14 protein-coding genes are annotated in these 15,046 nt (G+C 70.6%); 7 read left to right on the forward strand and 7 right to left on the reverse strand.

Annotation, left to right across the window (positions count from 1 at the left end):
* The first annotated feature begins 78 nt into the window (after positions 1 to 78).
* On the forward strand, positions 79 to 1,056 hold the full coding sequence (locus ACFKCF_RS25285; RefSeq protein WP_394497252.1) for a LuxR C-terminal-related transcriptional regulator: 978 nt from the start codon (positions 79 to 81) through the stop codon (positions 1,054 to 1,056).
* Between the two features lie 41 nt (positions 1,057 to 1,097).
* Here ACFKCF_RS25285 and ACFKCF_RS25290 read toward each other — a convergent pair whose 3' ends face one another.
* Complete coding sequence (locus ACFKCF_RS25290) at positions 1,098 to 2,054, reverse strand: LysR family transcriptional regulator (protein WP_394497254.1); 957 nt, start codon at positions 2,052 to 2,054, stop codon at positions 1,098 to 1,100.
* 97 nt (positions 2,055 to 2,151) lie between these two features.
* Between ACFKCF_RS25290 and dnaE the strand changes: the two genes are divergently transcribed.
* Together dnaE and ACFKCF_RS25300 are read left to right on the forward strand one after the other, a co-directional pair.
* Positions 2,152 to 5,700 carry a DNA polymerase III subunit alpha gene (dnaE, locus tag ACFKCF_RS25295; protein ID WP_394497256.1) on the forward strand — a complete coding sequence of 1,183 codons (3,549 nt, stop codon included), beginning with the start codon at positions 2,152 to 2,154 and terminating at the stop codon, positions 5,698 to 5,700.
* Positions 5,697 to 6,017, forward strand: a complete 321-nt coding sequence (locus ACFKCF_RS25300) for a DUF6300 family protein (protein WP_394497258.1) — start codon at positions 5,697 to 5,699, stop codon at positions 6,015 to 6,017. The genes dnaE and ACFKCF_RS25300 overlap by 4 nt, the downstream gene beginning before the upstream one ends.
* Before the next feature lie 6 nt (positions 6,018 to 6,023).
* On the opposite strand, the gene ACFKCF_RS25305 is transcribed toward ACFKCF_RS25300, so the two are convergent.
* Genes ACFKCF_RS25305 through ACFKCF_RS25315 form a run of 3 tightly spaced genes read right to left on the reverse strand, consistent with a single transcriptional unit; the run spans position 6,024 to position 7,347 of the window.
* Entirely contained in the window at positions 6,024 to 6,419 is a 396-nt protein-coding gene (locus ACFKCF_RS25305; RefSeq protein WP_394497260.1) for a tautomerase family protein, read from the reverse strand.
* A gap of 12 nt (positions 6,420 to 6,431) precedes the next feature.
* Positions 6,432 to 6,767 (reverse strand): cupin domain-containing protein, encoded by a 336-nt coding sequence (locus ACFKCF_RS25310; protein WP_394497262.1) that lies wholly within the window; start codon positions 6,765 to 6,767, stop codon positions 6,432 to 6,434.
* 22 nt (positions 6,768 to 6,789) lie between these two features.
* Positions 6,790 to 7,347: a TetR/AcrR family transcriptional regulator gene (locus ACFKCF_RS25315; protein WP_394497319.1), complete on the reverse strand. Its 558-nt coding sequence runs from the start codon at positions 7,345 to 7,347 to the stop codon at positions 6,790 to 6,792.
* A gap of 151 nt (positions 7,348 to 7,498) precedes the next feature.
* Between ACFKCF_RS25315 and ACFKCF_RS25320 the strand changes: the two genes are divergently transcribed.
* Positions 7,499 to 8,089: a hypothetical protein gene (locus ACFKCF_RS25320; protein WP_394497263.1), complete on the forward strand. Its 591-nt coding sequence runs from the start codon at positions 7,499 to 7,501 to the stop codon at positions 8,087 to 8,089.
* 499 nt (positions 8,090 to 8,588) lie between these two features.
* Here the strand turns inward: ACFKCF_RS25320 and ACFKCF_RS25325 are convergent, their stop codons facing one another.
* The gene (locus ACFKCF_RS25325) at positions 8,589 to 9,611 is read right to left on the reverse strand and encodes a zinc-dependent alcohol dehydrogenase family protein (protein ID WP_394497265.1); all 1,023 of its coding nucleotides are present in this window, start codon (positions 9,609 to 9,611) and stop codon (positions 8,589 to 8,591) included.
* Between the two features lie 92 nt (positions 9,612 to 9,703).
* Here ACFKCF_RS25325 and ACFKCF_RS25330 point away from each other — a divergent pair, with 92 nt between their 5' ends.
* A complete protein-coding gene (locus tag ACFKCF_RS25330; RefSeq protein ID WP_394497267.1) occupies positions 9,704 to 10,036 on the forward strand; it encodes an ArsR/SmtB family transcription factor in 333 nt (110 codons plus the stop codon).
* A gap of 8 nt (positions 10,037 to 10,044) precedes the next feature.
* Here ACFKCF_RS25330 and ACFKCF_RS25335 read toward each other — a convergent pair whose 3' ends face one another.
* On the reverse strand, positions 10,045 to 10,230 hold the full coding sequence (locus ACFKCF_RS25335; RefSeq protein WP_394497269.1) for a hypothetical protein: 186 nt from the start codon (positions 10,228 to 10,230) through the stop codon (positions 10,045 to 10,047).
* 339 nt (positions 10,231 to 10,569) lie between these two features.
* On the opposite strand from ACFKCF_RS25335, the gene ACFKCF_RS25340 reads away from it, so the two are divergent.
* Entirely contained in the window at positions 10,570 to 11,766 is a 1,197-nt protein-coding gene (locus ACFKCF_RS25340) for a cytochrome P450 (protein WP_394497270.1), read from the forward strand.
* Positions 11,767 to 11,781: 15 nt separating this feature from the next.
* Here ACFKCF_RS25340 and ACFKCF_RS25345 read toward each other — a convergent pair whose 3' ends face one another.
* Positions 11,782 to 12,723, reverse strand: coding sequence for a ThuA domain-containing protein (locus ACFKCF_RS25345; RefSeq protein ID WP_394497272.1), 942 nt, complete (start codon positions 12,721 to 12,723; stop codon positions 11,782 to 11,784).
* A 177-nt stretch (positions 12,724 to 12,900) separates the two neighbouring features.
* Here ACFKCF_RS25345 and ACFKCF_RS25350 point away from each other — a divergent pair, with 177 nt between their 5' ends.
* The gene (locus tag ACFKCF_RS25350) at positions 12,901 to 15,045 is read left to right on the forward strand and encodes a PQQ-binding-like beta-propeller repeat protein (protein WP_394497273.1); all 2,145 of its coding nucleotides are present in this window, start codon (positions 12,901 to 12,903) and stop codon (positions 15,043 to 15,045) included.
* Position 15,046: the final 1 nt, after the last annotated feature.

Genomic DNA, 15,046 nt, shown 5'->3' on the forward strand with positions numbered 1-15,046 from the left:
CTCGCCCTCATCACGGCACAGGACACGATCGCGCTCGAGCTGGCCGAGCCCGTCGCGGAGCACGCGAGGACGCACGGCATGGTCGGGATCCTGCCACATGCGCTCGAGATCATCGCCGAGGCGCAACTGCTCGGCGGACGGCATCTAAACGCGCTCACCAACGCCACCGAGGGCTACGACATCGGCCGCGACATCGGCCAGCTCCACCGCCTCGCCCATCTCGGTGGCCTGCTGGCCTGGCTGGCCGCGATCAGCGGTGACCACGAGCGGTGCCGCATGCTCGCCGAGGCCGGTATCCGCTATGGAGACGAGCACGGAGTGTTACCTGCCGGGGCTCTCGGCACATGGGCGCTCGGCCTGCTCGAGCTGGGCATGGGGCGCGCGGCGCAGGCTGTCGGCCATCTGGAGGCCACGCGGCACCCCATCGTCGCCGCGTGGTGCGCCGCCGACCTGATCGAGGCGGGGGTACGCGCCAACCGGACCGAGGTCGCCGAGCGGTCGCTACGGACGCTCATGGAGTGGACCAGGACGGCACGGAGACCTTGGGTCTCGGCCATGGCGCTCCGCTGCCGAGCCATGACGACCTCGGGCGGTGACGCGGGGGAGTACTTCGAGGCCGCTATCGAACTCCACGAACGATGCGCGCAGCCGTACCAGCATGCCCGGACGTGCCTGGCCTACGGCGAGTGGCTGCGCAGGCGACGCAGCCGGGCCAGGGCGGGGATCCAGCTCAGGACCGCCCTGCGGATCTTCGAGGACCTCGGCGCGCGACCGTGGGCCGACCGGGCGCGGGCCGAACTGGACGCCGCCGGCGAGGCCCGGCCGGGATACCGGACCGACGCCGCGAGCCTGCACCGGCTCACGCCCCAGGAACTCCAGGTCGTACGGCTGGCAGCGGCCGGCCTCAGCAACCGCGACATCGCCGGGCAGCTCTTCCTCAGCCCCAAAACGGTGGCGCAGCATCTCTACAAGGCCTACCCCAAACTCGGCGTAACCTCCCGAGCCCAACTCGACCACCTGGATCTCGGAACCCCTGCGGCCACCGGCCGACCGTGACCCATGACGAGAGCCCGAAGCCGGGCCGGTCCGGCTGCCCGCTACGGGGCCATGGTGAAGGCGGCGCGGTCGGGGTCCGGCAGCCACTGGCGGCGCGGGTCGAACGGCTGGTAGTGGTCCGTGACGTAGCGGACGAGCCGGGCCAGCACCGGGTGATGGCTGTGCCGGTGGAAGATCAGTGAGCACGGGTACACCGGGGCGGGAGCGATGACCGGGATCTGGACGGTGCGCGGGTTCCAGGGCATGCGGAGCCGCCCCCCTACGAACCCGATGCGTTCACCGCAGGCGATCTGCTCCGTGAAGTACTCCCAGCCGAAGTCCGGCCCCGCGGTGTCGAGCGGGATGTCGAACGCGGCGCTCAGGATGCCGTAGAACTCGGCCCATTCGCTGCCCGGGACGTTGCCGGGCATCCAGACGGTCCACCCGGAGAGGCGTTCGGCCTCCACCTCCCGCAGGCCGGCCAGCGGATGGTCGCGGCCGACCAGCAGATGCACGGGGTCGAGGTAGGCCGGCACGTGCCGGAGGTCATCCTCCAGCGTCCCGCTGACGCGGGCGAAGGCGGCGTCGACGGACCCGCGGGCGAGCGCGCCGCGGGCCGATCGGAGCCCGTTCGAGGTGACGACCTCGATGTCCACGCCCTCGGCGCTCTCGTGGAACTTCCGGATCAGGTCGCTGGAGTGCATCCGGGTGTCCATGACGTCGACCCGGAGCGAGCGGCGCCGGCCGCGCAGCACCTCGCGCGCCTGGTCGGCGATGCCGACGAGGGCGCGGGCGTGCTGCAGGAACGCCTTGCCGTCCTCGGTGAGGTCGGCCCCCGTGCGGGTGCGGGAGAACAGCCGTACGCCGAGGTCGGACTCGAGCTTGGCGATCCGCTTGGAGACGGCCTGCTGGCTGATGCCCAGCCTGGCGGCGGCCTCGCTGAAGTAGCGGTCCTCGGTGATGGCCACGAAGGCGCGGACGGCGGCGAGGTCCAGGTCGGCTGCCGCCTCATCGACCACTGTTGGTTGTGATTCTTCGGTGTGTCGATTGTTGGACAACCGGGCCTGCTCTCGGATCGAATGCTCGGGTTCGCGGGTGAGCCTACAACCAGGAGGCGTGGTCTCGGTGGAATCTTTCGTGCATCTCCACGTGCATACGGAGTACAGCATGCTCGACGGCGCGGCCAAGGTGGGGCTGTTGATGGATGAGGTCTCCCGGCAGGGGATGCCCGCGGTGGCGATGAGCGACCACGGCAACGTACACGGGGCGTACGAGTTCTACCAGGCGGCGGGCAAGGCGGGGATCAAACCGATCATCGGCATCGAGAGCTACGTCGCCCCGCTCTCGCGGCACCACCGGCAGCCGGTGTACTACAGCGACAATCTGGCGCTGCGCCGCTCCGACGACGAGACCGGCGAGGGCGGCGACGTGTCCGGGCGCGGCCTGTACACGCACATGACGATGTGGGCGGCCGATGCGCAGGGGCTGCGGAATCTGTTCCGGCTGCAGTCGCGGGCCTGGCTTGAAGGCCATGTCCAGAAATATCCGCGTATGGATGATGAACTGCTCGCCGAGCACGGCCAGGGCATCGTCGCCACCACCGGCTGCCCGTCCGGCGAGGTGCAGACCAGGCTGCGGCTCGGCCAGGACGCCGAGGCGATCGAGGCCGCGGCCCGCTACCGCGACATCTTCGGCAGGGACAACTATTTCCTGGAGCTGATGGACCACGGCCTGGCCATCGAGCGCCGGGTCCGCGAGGAGCTGCTCAAGCTCGGCAAGGAGCTCGGCCTGCCGCCCCTGGCCACCAACGACTCGCACTACGTCGCCGAGAACCAGGCCCCGGCGCACGACGCGCTGCTGTGCGTGGGCACCGGCAAGCGGCTGGCCGACGCCGACCGGTTCCGGTTCAGCGGCAGCGGCTACTACGTCAAGTCCGCCGGCGAGATGCGCGCGCTGTGGGACGCCGAGGTGCCGGGCGCCTGCGACAACACGCTGCTGATCGCCGAGCGGGTCGGCGACTACGGCGAGGTGTTCGCCCACCGGGACCTGACGCCGCGCTTCCCCGTGCCCGAGGGCGAGAGCGAGGCCAGCTGGCTGCGCAAGGAGACCCTCGAAGGCGCCCGCCACCGCTACGGCCCGCCGTCGCAGGAGGTGCTCGACCGCATCGACTACGAGCTGTCGGTCATCGAGGCCATGGGCTTCCCCGGCTACTTCCTGGTGGTGGCCGACATCTGCCGCCACGCCCGGGAGCGCGGGATCGGCCTGGGCCCCGGCCGCGGCTCGGCCACCGGGTCGATCGTCGCGTACTGCACGGGGATCACCCAGCTCGACCCGATCGAGCACAAACTGATCTTCGAACGCTTCCTCAACCCCGAGCGCATCTCCATGCCGGACGTCGATCTCGACTTCGACGACCGGCGGCGCGACGAGATGATCGACTACGTCACCCGCAAGTACGGCGACGACCGCGTCTGCCAGATCGTCACCTTCGGCACCATCAAGGCCAAGGCCGCCGTCAAGGACTCCTGCCGCGTGCTGGGCCTGCCGTACGCCCTGGGCGACCGCATCACCAAGGCGTTCCCGGCGGCGGTCGGCGGCAAGGAGATCCCGCTGGCCGCCATCCACGACAAGGGCCACCCCCGGCACGGCGAGGCGGCCGAGCTGCGCCAGATGTACGAGCAGGACCTCGACGTCAAACGGGTGCTCGACACCGCGGCCGGCATCGAGGGCCTCACCCGTGGCACCGGCATCCACGCGGCGGGCGTGATCCTGTCCAGCGAGCCCCTGATCGACGTGATCCCGCTGGTCAGGCCCAAGGCCGGCGGCCCGATCGTGACCGGCTTCCCCTTCACCCAGGCCGAGGACATGGGCCTGCTGAAGATGGACTTCCTCGGTCTGCGCAACCTTACGGTGATCGGCGACGCGATCGCCAACGTCCGGGCCAACAAGGGCGTCGACATCGACATCCTCGGCATCCCGCTCGACGACGCCACCACGTACCGGCTGCTGGCGCGCGGCGACACGCTCGGGGTCTTCCAGCTGGACGGCGGCGGCATGCGGGTCCTGCTGAAACTCATGCAGCCCACCACGTTCACCGACATCGCCGCGGTGAACGCGCTGTACCGGCCCGGGCCGATGGAGATGAACGCCCACACCAACTACGCCCTGCGCAAGACCGGCAAGCAGCCGGTCGAGCCGATCCACCCGGAGCTGGAGGAGGCCCTGGAGCCCATCCTGGGCGACACCTATCACCTGGTCGTCTTCCAGGAGCAGGTCATGGCCATCGCCCAGCAGCTGGCCGGCTACTCCCTCGGCGCCGCCGACATGCTGCGCCGGGCCATGGGCAAGAAGAAGAAAGAGGTCCTGGACGCCGAATGGGACCGCTTCTCCTCCGGCATGAGCGCACGCGGCTTCTCCACCGAGGCGATCAAGGCGGTCTGGGACGTCCTGGTCCCCTTCAGCGGCTACGGCTTCAACAAGTCCCACACCGCCGGGTACGGCCTGGTCTCCTACTGGACCGCCTACCTCAAGGCCAACCACCCTCAGGAGTACCTCGCCGCGCTGCTCACCTCCGTCGGCGACGACAAGGACAAGATGGCCGTCTACCTGTCGGACTGCCGCCGCCTGGGCATCAAGGTGCTGCCCCCGGACGTCAACGCCAGCCGGCTGGACTTCGCCGCCGTCGGGTCCGACATCCGCTTCGGCCTGGGCGCCGTACGCAACGTCGGAGCCGGCGTCGTGGACGCCATCGTCGCCGCCCGGGAGGCCCAGGGCCCCTACACCGACTTCAACGACTTCCTCGGCAAGGTCCCGACGGCCGTCTGCAACAAGCGCGTCATCGAGTCGCTGGCCAAGGCCGGCGCGTTCGACAGCCTGGGCCATCACCGCAAGGCCCTGGTCGAGGTCCACGAACAGGCCGTCGACGCGATCATCGACGTCAAGCGGAACGAGGCCCGCGGCCAGGACTCGCTGTTCGGCGAGCCCAGCCAGAGCGACGCCTTCTCCATCGCGATCCCCGAGGGCGAGTGGGACGGCGTCACCCTGCTGGCCTTCGAGCGCGAGATGCTCGGCCTGTACGTCTCCAGCCACCCGCTCGACGGCGCCGAACACGTCCTGGACGCCAACCGCGACACCACCCTCGCCGACCTGCTGGCCTCCGGACGGCAGGACGGGGCGACCCGGATCAGCGGCATCATCTCCGGCCTGCAGCGCAAGGTCACCAAGCAGGGCAGCCCGTGGGCGATCGTCACCCTGGAGGACCACGACGCCGCCGTCGAGGTGCTCGTCTTCCCCAAGACCTACATCCTGTACGGCGAGGCGCTGGCCCAGGACCGCGTGATCTCCGTGCGGGGCCGGATCAACGTCCGCGACGAGACGATGAGCGTGTACGGCGAGGAGATCACCCTTCTCGACGTCTCCCGGGCGGACACCGAGCCCCCCGTGGTGATCTCGATCCAGGAGAAGCAGCTGAGCCTGCGGCTCGTCCAGGAGTTCAGGCACATCCTGACCACCCATCCCGGCCGGGCGCCCGTACACGTGCGCCTGCACCGCCCCGGCGCCAAAACCGTGCTGCTGAACCTGCAGCCGTTCCGGGTCACCGCCGAACCGGCGCTCTACGGGGACATCAAGGCCCTGCTCGGCACGGACGCGATCGGCGGAGCATGACCGGCGACTGGGTCTGCCCCCGGTGCCGCACCGACAGCGTCCTCGCCGTGCTGCGCCTGCCGCACACCTGGACGAACGCGTCGGGGAACGAGGTCCGGGGCGTCAGCGAGGTCCTCCTGTGCGCCCGCTGCGACGCCGGCGATCCCGCGGCCGGGCCGATCGTCGCGTACTTCACCGCGCACGGATCCGTACGCCCGGAGCACGCGGCCCAGCTCGCGCGGGGGCTGCGCCACTGGAGCGATCGGGTACGACCTCCGCGACCGGACGAGAACGCGGTGGCCGCCGAGACCGAAGCCTGGTACCGCGGCGACCTGTGAGCGGGCTTACCGGGCGGCGTCGGCGTACTGCGCCACGCCCTCGCCGAACGACCAGTCGAGCAGCGAGTTCTCGCTGATCGTGACGAACACGTTCCGCGGCTCGGTGCCCGCGTACTCCTCGGCGAGCTCGGCGATCCTGCGGTAGAGGGCCTGCTTCTGGCCGGCGGTGCGTCCCGCGCGCATGGTGACGGCCACGAACACGAGGTCGTCGTCCCGGTGGATGCCGAGGTAGCCGTCGTCGTAGCGGAGCGTGCCCCGCGTGCCGTCGTGGCTGGTGAGCACCTGGAACAGGTCGTCGTGCGGGATGCCGATGGCCTCGACCAGGGCGTCGTGCACGGCCCGGCCCAGGGCCTCCAGCCGCTGCGGGTCCGCACGGAGGGCGTCAATACGAACAAAGGGCATGGGTTCCTTCTTTCACAGCGATTCGATCAGGGGCTGGTCACCGGTGAGCAGGTAAGTGGCGACGAACGTGGCCGGCTCGGTGCCGGAGAGGTTGTCGAAGCGGTGGACGGTCGCGCCCGCGGGCTCGAAGAAGGCGCTCCCGGCGCGGAGCTCCTGGGCGGGGTGCCCGTCGAGCTCGTACACGATCCGGCCGCCGGTGACGTAACCGGCGACGCCCCCGGGGTGGGTGTGCGGGCCGCCGGCCGCCCCCGGCGGCAGGGTGACCCGGTGCGTCTCCACCCGGTCGATCCGCCCGGGCCGGCCGGTCAGGTCTCCGGTCACCAGGTGCTCACGGTTGATGGCGCTCATGGGGATGCTCCCTTCGTACCCTTCACTTGGCGTGCCCGGCGAGCAGGCCGAGCGCGCCGTCGACGGCCTGCGCGTACACCTCCGCGTCGGCGGCGGCGCGGGCCAGCACGTATCCGCCCTGCAGCACCGCCACCAGCGCGGTGGCGGTGGCCGCCGGATCGGGCCCGGCCGCGAGCTCGCCGCTCTCCCGCGCTTCCGCGAGGACGGCGGCGAGACGGCTCCGCAGCCAGGAGAAGGTCTCCTCGACCGGACGGCGCAGCTCGGGATCGCCCATCACGTCGGGGTCCTGGGTCAGCCGGCCGACCGGGCAGCCCCGCAGCGCGTCGCGCTCCCGGCGCAGGTAGGTGGTGATGCGCCGGAGCGGGGTGCCGGGGCCGGACAGCTCCGCCTCCGCGCGTCCGCGCATCTCCTCGGCGCTCCGGGCGATGGCGGCCAGCGCCAGGTCGGGCTTGCCGCGGAAGTGGTGGTACATGCTGCCCTGGCCCGCCCCGGACCGCTGCTGGATCGCCTTCGGCGAGGTGCCCACGTATCCGCGCTCCCACAGCAGCTCACGGGTGCTCTCGATCAACCGTTCCCTCATGTCCACGCCGCCATCGTACATACTAGTAGGTACAGCGGCAATTCGAGGCTTCAGAGGGCCGGGGCAGCGGCGAGACCTTCCGGTCACAGAGAGGCGAACAAAGCGGAGCCAGCCGGAGTCGTACCCGTTGTTGGATCGATGGGGAGGCTTGATGCTGCATACGGGAATCGCCGCGCTGGCAACGGCGGCGGTCGTGGGCACTCTTGGCGGGCTCCCGCAGGGGACGCTGTTCATGGAGTCGCACCCACCTGCCAAGTCGGGGGAGGCATATGAGAAGAGCGACTCCACCGGCAAGGTCCTGCGGCTGAACCCGTGCGACACCGGCAAGGCGTGGGACACAGGCCGCGTGGCGGCCAGGACGATGGTCTACACCTCGGATGACGACATGGACATGAAGGACGAGCAACTCGTCCTCTACAAGAACGTCGCGTACGCCGAGCGGGCGATGCGGCAGTTACGGACTCGCCTGGCGCGCTGCGCGGTCGTGGACAAGGGCTACCTGCGCCGCTCGCGCTTCTTCACCAAGCCCGCAACCGCGGGCGACGAGGCGCTGCGGGCTGGCTGGCTGAACCACGAGACCTCCTACAGATACGTCGCGATGCGGCGCGGGTCCACGCTGTACATCGTCGGAGAGACCGGCCGAGTGTCCAAGAGCCTGCCGCTGAAGGACTTCCGCGGCCTGGTCGGGCAGGCGCGGAAGATGGCCGTGAAGGTGTGCGACGTGCCCGGGGCCGGCTGCTGAGACCCTCTGAGATCGGCACCTCGGTGGCCACGCCCACAGCGAGGACGACATCCGCTACGGCCGGAGCCGCGGTCAGGGTGAGGAGTCGGCGCGTCCATCGCGGGGGCTGGGGATTCGGCCGGTCCAGCGGGTACGGGAGGGCGCCGACGATGCGTTGCCCGTCGTATGCCGGGTTGGCGGGATCCACGATCGGGTTCCACCCCGTGCTCGTGCGAAACGAGAAGCGATCGATGCGCCGGCACCGCCGCCGCTTGGGGTGTTGTGTCGAGAGGGGCGGGTCAACTGGTCAAGCGGCCAAGCAGAGGTACAACATCGAGGACAGCGTCCGCCTGATCTTCTGGATGACTCCCCGCGGCCCTGCCGTGGAGACCACGCCGCTCTACACCCGGCCCTCCACGACCGCCGACGAACGGAAGTGGCGTGCGGCGGGTGCGCCGGCCCTGTGCGGTTTCCAGGTGGGCCGCAAAGGCGTGCAGGGCCAGCGTGGCCGGACGAACTACTACTTCCCGGAGGGCTTCGAGTTCCCGCCGCCCACGGTGACGACGATCTTGCCGAACTGGGTGTTGGACTCCATGTGCCGGTGCGCCTGCACGATCTCCTCCAGCGGGAACAGGCGGTCCACCACCGCGCGGAAGGCCCCGGAACGCAGCCCCGAGCCGACGAACGCCGCGGCGCGGCGCATCCGCCGGGGATCTCTGGTGATCTCGTGCACCGTGTACGTGCGCAGGTTCAGCGCCGGCATGCCCAGGTCGAACCCCGGATAGGGCGTCGGCTGCCCGCTCTGCGCACCCCACAGGAACAGCGTCCCGTCCGCCGCCACGGCCCTGGCCAGCTCCGTCACGCCCGGTCCGGCGACGGCGTCGAAGACGTACTCGGCGCCCCGGCCGCCGGTCAGCGCCAGGAGGCGGGCCGCCACGTCCTCCTCGTCCGAGACGATCACCTCGGCCGCGCCCTCCTCGATCAGCCGCCGCTTCTTGGCGCTGGTGCGGGTGACGGCGATCGGCGTGGCGCCCAGGCGGCTGGCCGTGTGGATCGCGGCCAGGCCGACGCTGCTGGAGGCCGCGTTCACCACCGCCACGTCGCCCGCCCGCATCCCGCCGACCTCCACCATCGCGCCGTAGGCCGTCAGGTAGGGCATCCACACCGCCGCGCCGGACACCGCGTCCACCCCGTCGGGGCGGGGCATGAGCGAGCTCGCCGGCGCGATCGCCCGTTCGGCGTACATGCCGTAGTCGTTGTAGGAGAAGGTCGGCACGACGCTGACGGCCTGCCCCTCCTCGAACCCGGTCACCTCCGGGCCGATCGTCTCGATCACGCCCGCGGCCTCGGAGCCGAGCCCGGCCGGGAACCGCTTGACCTGCTCGATGTACCGGCCGCTGCGGAACAGCGCCTCCGCCCTGTTGACCCCGATCGCGTCCACCCGGATCCGCACCTCGCCCGGCCCCGGCTCGCCCGGCTCCAGGTCCTCCAGCCGCATCACCTCGGGTCCGCCGACCTCGTGGAACCGCACAGTCCTCGCCATGACAACGCCCTTCTCTCTCGCTGCGAACGCGGCTCACTGTAGAGAGAAGTACGATCGTCGTCAAACTTCGATGTCTGTCGTACTATTGGCCCATGGGACGTACACCGCCGCACCCCGAGGTGTCGCAGTTCGGCCTCCAGCAGGTGCTGGAGGCCCTCGTGGATCCGGTACGCCGGAGCATCGTGACGCAGCTCGACGCCGCCGGCGAGGACATCAAGTGCGGTGACTTCGACATACCGGTCAGCAAGTCCACCGCCACCCACCACTTCAACGTGCTGCGGGAGGCGGGCCTGATCCGGCAGTACTACATCGGGACCGCGCGGATGAACACCCTCCGCCGGGAGGAGATGGACGAGGCCTTCCCCGGCCTCCTCGCCGCCCTCACCACCCCCCGGGCCCGCGCGGCCCAGCCTCTCTCCGGCTGACCCCGGCCTCAGAAGCCGATGAGCTCCGGCGCCTGGGCGACGGGGCCGAGCACGAAGCCCAGGGCGGTGCGCGGCTCGGCGACCGTCTCGGGCGGCAGTTCAAGCAGCTCCGGCAATCGGGCCGCGACCTCCTTGCGCCCCTGCTCGTCCAGCGCCTTGACCCGCTCGGCGAGCCGGTCGGCCTGGCGTGCCACGATCGCTTCTCGATCTCTCCCCAGCGATCCACGGCGAAGACATTGACCAGCTTGCCGACACTTTCGGCCACCACATTAAATCAGTCGCTTGACTTACAATGCCGTGCCTGGTTGGCTGACGATGGAGGGGGCGGCTCGGGGAGATCATGGTGAGTCGACGAGCCACCTCATGGTGCACGTGCCCGCCGAGCGCGAACGCGCACCGGCCGGGGACATGCCCACGCCCCGTGCCGGCTGGCACGGCACGGCGACCGGGCTGATCGACGCGACCGTCGGACTGTGGACAGCACCTGTCACACCGACCGGCGGCCGGACCACCTCACGCGAAGGAAGCCGGCGATGACCGAGATCCACGAGTTTCCCATGGCCAGAGCGGCGGGCTGCCCGTTCGACCCGCCGCCGACCCTGCGCACCCTGCAGGAGGAGGGGCCGCTGGCCAGGGTCAGGCTGTGGGACGGCAGCACCCCGTGGCTGGTGACCACGTACGCCGAGCAACGGGCGCTGCTGGCCGACCCCAGGGTCAGCGCCGACGTCACCCGTCCCGGCTATCCGATCCAGGCGCCCCGCATGGGCGCCGGCGGCTCGATCAGCTTCATCATGATGGACGACCCCGAGCACGCCCGGCTGCGGCGGATGGTGCAGGCCCAGTTCACCGTGAGGCGGACGGAGTCCATGCGCCCGGCCGTGCAGAAGATCGCGGACGACCTGATCGACGACCTGCTGGCCGGCCCGAAGCCGGTGGACCTGGTGGAGGCGTTCGCCCTGCCGGTGCCCTCGCTGGTGATCTGCCAGTTGCTCGGCGTGCCGTACGCCGACCACGACTTCTTCCAGGAGAACAGCAAGACCGTCATCAGGCGCAGCGCGACGCCCGAGGAGCGGGCCGCCGCCGGTGCGAGGCTGTTCGAGTACCTGGACTCCCTGATGGGCGAGAAGCTCGCCGGCCCGGCGGACGATCTGCTGTCGAAGCTGGCCGAGCGGGTCAAGGCCGGCGAGCTGGCCCGGCAGGAGGCCGCCCGGATGGGCGTGCTGCTGCTGATCGCCGGGCACGAGACCACCGCCAACATGATCGCCCTCGGCACGCTCGCCCTCCTGCGGCACCCGGGCCAGCTCGCCCTCCTGCGCCACAACGACGACCCGCGGCTGGTCGCCAGTGCGGTGGAGGAGCTGCTGCGCTACCTCAACATCACCCACAGCGGGCGCCGCCGGGTCGCGAAGGAGGACATCGAGATCGCCGGCCAGGTCATCCGCACGGGCGAGGGGATGATCATGGCCAACGACATCGCCAACCGCGACCCCGCGATCTTCCCTGACCCCGACGAGCTGGACATCCGCCGCGACGCCCGCCGCCACGTGGCCTTCGGCTTCGGCGTCCACCAGTGCCTGGGCCAGCCGCTGGCGCGGATGGAGCTGCAGGTGGCCTACAGCACGCTCTATCGGCGCATCCCGTCCCTGCGCCTGGCGGCGGAGCTGGACCAGATCCCCTTCAAGCACGACGGCCAGGTCTACGGCGTCTACGAGCTCCCCGTCACCTGGTGACCCGCCGGCACCCGCTCAGCGGCAGAAGGGCGCCATGCCCAGGACGGACTTCACGCCGCCGAGCAGGTGCTGGACGAAGTACTGGTCGCCGTCCAGCGGCTCGTCGGTCCACGCCTTGGCGTCGTGGCCGAGGGTGGTGGGCCAGGCCTTGCCGCCGTCGTAGTACTGGCACCAGCTGACCGGGTGGTCACCGCCGTGCCCGGGATGGCCGAGGTTACCGCGCACGCCGCGGGCCAGCGTGCTCTCGTCCACCCTGGCCAGGACGCGGACGCGCGTGGGGAACGGCACGAGGTTGTACCACTCGTCGGTGAAGGCCCAGCGCTGCGGCAGCCCCTGGGTGGAGGCGTCGCGCCGGTCGGCGGTGACGACGGTGCCGGGCTGGTTGGCGGCGTGGTCGTAGAAGTTGGCGTTGCCGAGCAGCCCTTCGTACCAGGGCCAGTTGTACTCGGTGCCGAAGGCGTTGTGCACGCCGACGAACCCGCCCCCGGCCCGGATGTACTGCCGCAGCGCGGTCTGCGCGGCGTCGTCGAGGGTGTCCCGGGTGGTGCTGAGGAACATCACCGCGTTGTACGGCAGCAGCCGCCCCGCCGAGGACAGCTGGGTGACGTCCTCGGTGTAGTCGACGGCGAAGCCGTTGTCCTGGCCCAGCTCGAGCACGGCCTTGATCGCGACGTTGTCGTCGTTGAGCGGCGGGTTGAGCCCGGGGCCGAGCGGGGTGCCGAGGTGGGCGTGGCGGGGGCCGGCGGTGCGGCTGTAGACGAGCAGCCGGTAGCCCTTGGCGGGGTCGAAGTTGCCCCAGTCGTGGTAGCAGCGCGGGTCGGTGCCGCGGCAGACGCCGTAGTCGGGGTCGCCGAGGTTCTGCGCCCCCTCGCGTGAGGCGGCGGAGCCGGGAGCGGTGGCGGTGAGCAGGAGTGCCGCCGCACCGGTGAGGGCGGCGATCGACAGTCTGGTACGCATGGGCACCTCGCGCCTCGATCCACTAGGCGGATCGGATGGTCCACTGAGAGGTTCGAGCGTAACCACGGCCCGGCACAAGGACAAGCTCTTGCCTTCACGATCGGCCCAGGCTTATGGTGCGTCCGTCATATGGATCGATAGGTCCATGTAGCGGACCGCTGAAGGTGTGTGGTGCCAGTGGAACGACGAAACTTCCTCATCGGCGCGGCCGCGGCGCTGACCACCGCCGGGGCCACCGCCGGGGCCACTGCCGAGCCCGCCCAGGCGAGCACGGAGCGGCAGCCGGCCTCCCTCGGCGTCGCCGGCAAGGACTTCCCCAAGGTCTGCGGCAACCTGGGCAACCACAACCACTCCCCGCTCAGGCAGATCACCGCCCGGAACCTGAGCCGCCTGGGCGGCGCCTGGCACGTCAACCTCGAGGGCGGCAGCACCGCGGCGCACCAGCAGAGCACCTGCGTCGTCGAGAACGGCGTCCTGTACGTGCAGACCACCCAGCAGAACGTCTTCGCCGTGGACGGCCGGACCGGCGCCATCAAGTGGAAGACCAACCTCGGCACCAGGCAGACCAACATGCGCGGCGTCGCCCTCGGCGAGGGCCTGGTCTTCTCCACCTCGGGCGCCAACATCGTGTACGCGCTGGCCAAGGACACCGGCCAGGTCGTGTGGCAGCGCCGGCTGATCACCGATGATGAGGGCGGCGGCGACACCGGCGGCTGCGACCCGCAGAACGGCCAGTGCGGCGGCCTGACCGGCACCCTGGCCGGCGCCGTCGTCTACCACGACGGCCTGATCTACGTCGGCATGCAGGGCAGCACCGGCGGCGCGCGCGGCCGGGCGTACGCGCTGAAGGCCGCCACCGGCGAGGTCGCCTGGACCTTCTGGGCGTGCCCCGGCGAGGGCCAGTTCGGCAATGACACCTGGGAGGGCGAGTCCTGGAAGACCGGCGGCGCGGTGCCGTGGATCCACCCGGCCGTCGACCCGGAGCTGGGCCTGGTCTACTGGACGTTCGGCGGCTCCTACCCGCGCCTGGACGGCTCCGGCCGGGGCGGCGACAACCTGTTCGCCAACTCGATCGTGGCCATCGAGGCCAAGACCGGCAAGCGCAGGTGGCACTTCCAGTCGGTGCACCACGACATCTGGGACCTGGACAACGTGATGGCGCCGGTGCTGGTGGACATCAAGGTCAAGGGCAGGTCGCGCAGGGCCGTCGTCTACGGCAGCAAGGTCGGCATGTTCTACGTCCTCGACCGGGAGAGCGGCGAGCCGCTGCACGGCATGGAGGAGCGCCCCGTGCCGCAGGACCCCCGGCAGAAGACCGCGCCGACGCAGCCCTTCCCCGGTGGCGAGCCGTTCCTCACGCAGGCGCCGGAGTTCGGCAAGGCGACCAGGCCGGTGCCGTTCTACGCCTGGGGCGGCCTCTACACGCCGCACTGGGACCGGGCCACGATCATCTTCCCCGGCGCGGGCGGCGGCGCGGACTGGGCGCACCTGTCGTACAACCCGCACACGGGCTGGATCTACGTCGGGTACGGGCTGATCAACTCCGGCTTCTCCAACACCCACGACGGCCGGGTCAACACCTCGCGGCCGCTGGGCGAGTACTTCGCGGGCGGCATCGCGGCCGTGGACCCGCGCACCAACAAGCCGGTGTGGACCCTCGACCGCGAGTGGTCGCTGGCGCACGGCAACGGCATCCTGACCACCGGCGGCCGGGTGATGTTCCAGGGCGGGCCCGACGGGCTGCTGCACGCCATGGACGACACCGACGGCCGGATCCTGTGGAGCTTCCAGTGCGGCGCCGGCGTGCACAGCAGCCCGATCAGCTACGAGATCGACGGCGAGCAGTACGTCGCGGTCCTGGCCGGCGGCAACGGGCTGCCGTATCCGGACATCCCGCGCGGCGACCACCTGTGGGCGTTCAAGCTGGGCGGCAAGGTCGCCCCGGCGGCCACGCCCACACCTCCGAAAAAGCGCAACGACATCAGGGCACCGGCCGTTACTGGGGCCGTGGCCGGCACCACCGTCACGCTCGGCCGGATCTGGGACGCGGCCAACCAGCGGCCCGGCGCGACCGAGAACACCGTCGCCCAGAACGCCATGTCACCCCAGCACCTGCGGGTGCCGAAGGGCACGACGGTCACCTTCGTCAACCCGGCCGACAACCAGCTCGCGCACGCCGCCGTGTCGTTCTTCGAGTACGAGTTCGACAGCGGCGTGCTGATGCCCGGCCAGTCCTTCACCCACACGTTCGACACCGCGGGCGAGTATTTCTACAACGACGCGATCTTCCCGCAGAACACCGGCAAGATCGTCGTCTACTGAC

This window comes from Nonomuraea sp. JJY05 (assembly GCF_043496855.1).
In the GTDB taxonomy this organism is placed as follows: Bacteria; Actinomycetota; Actinomycetes; order Streptosporangiales; family Streptosporangiaceae; genus Nonomuraea.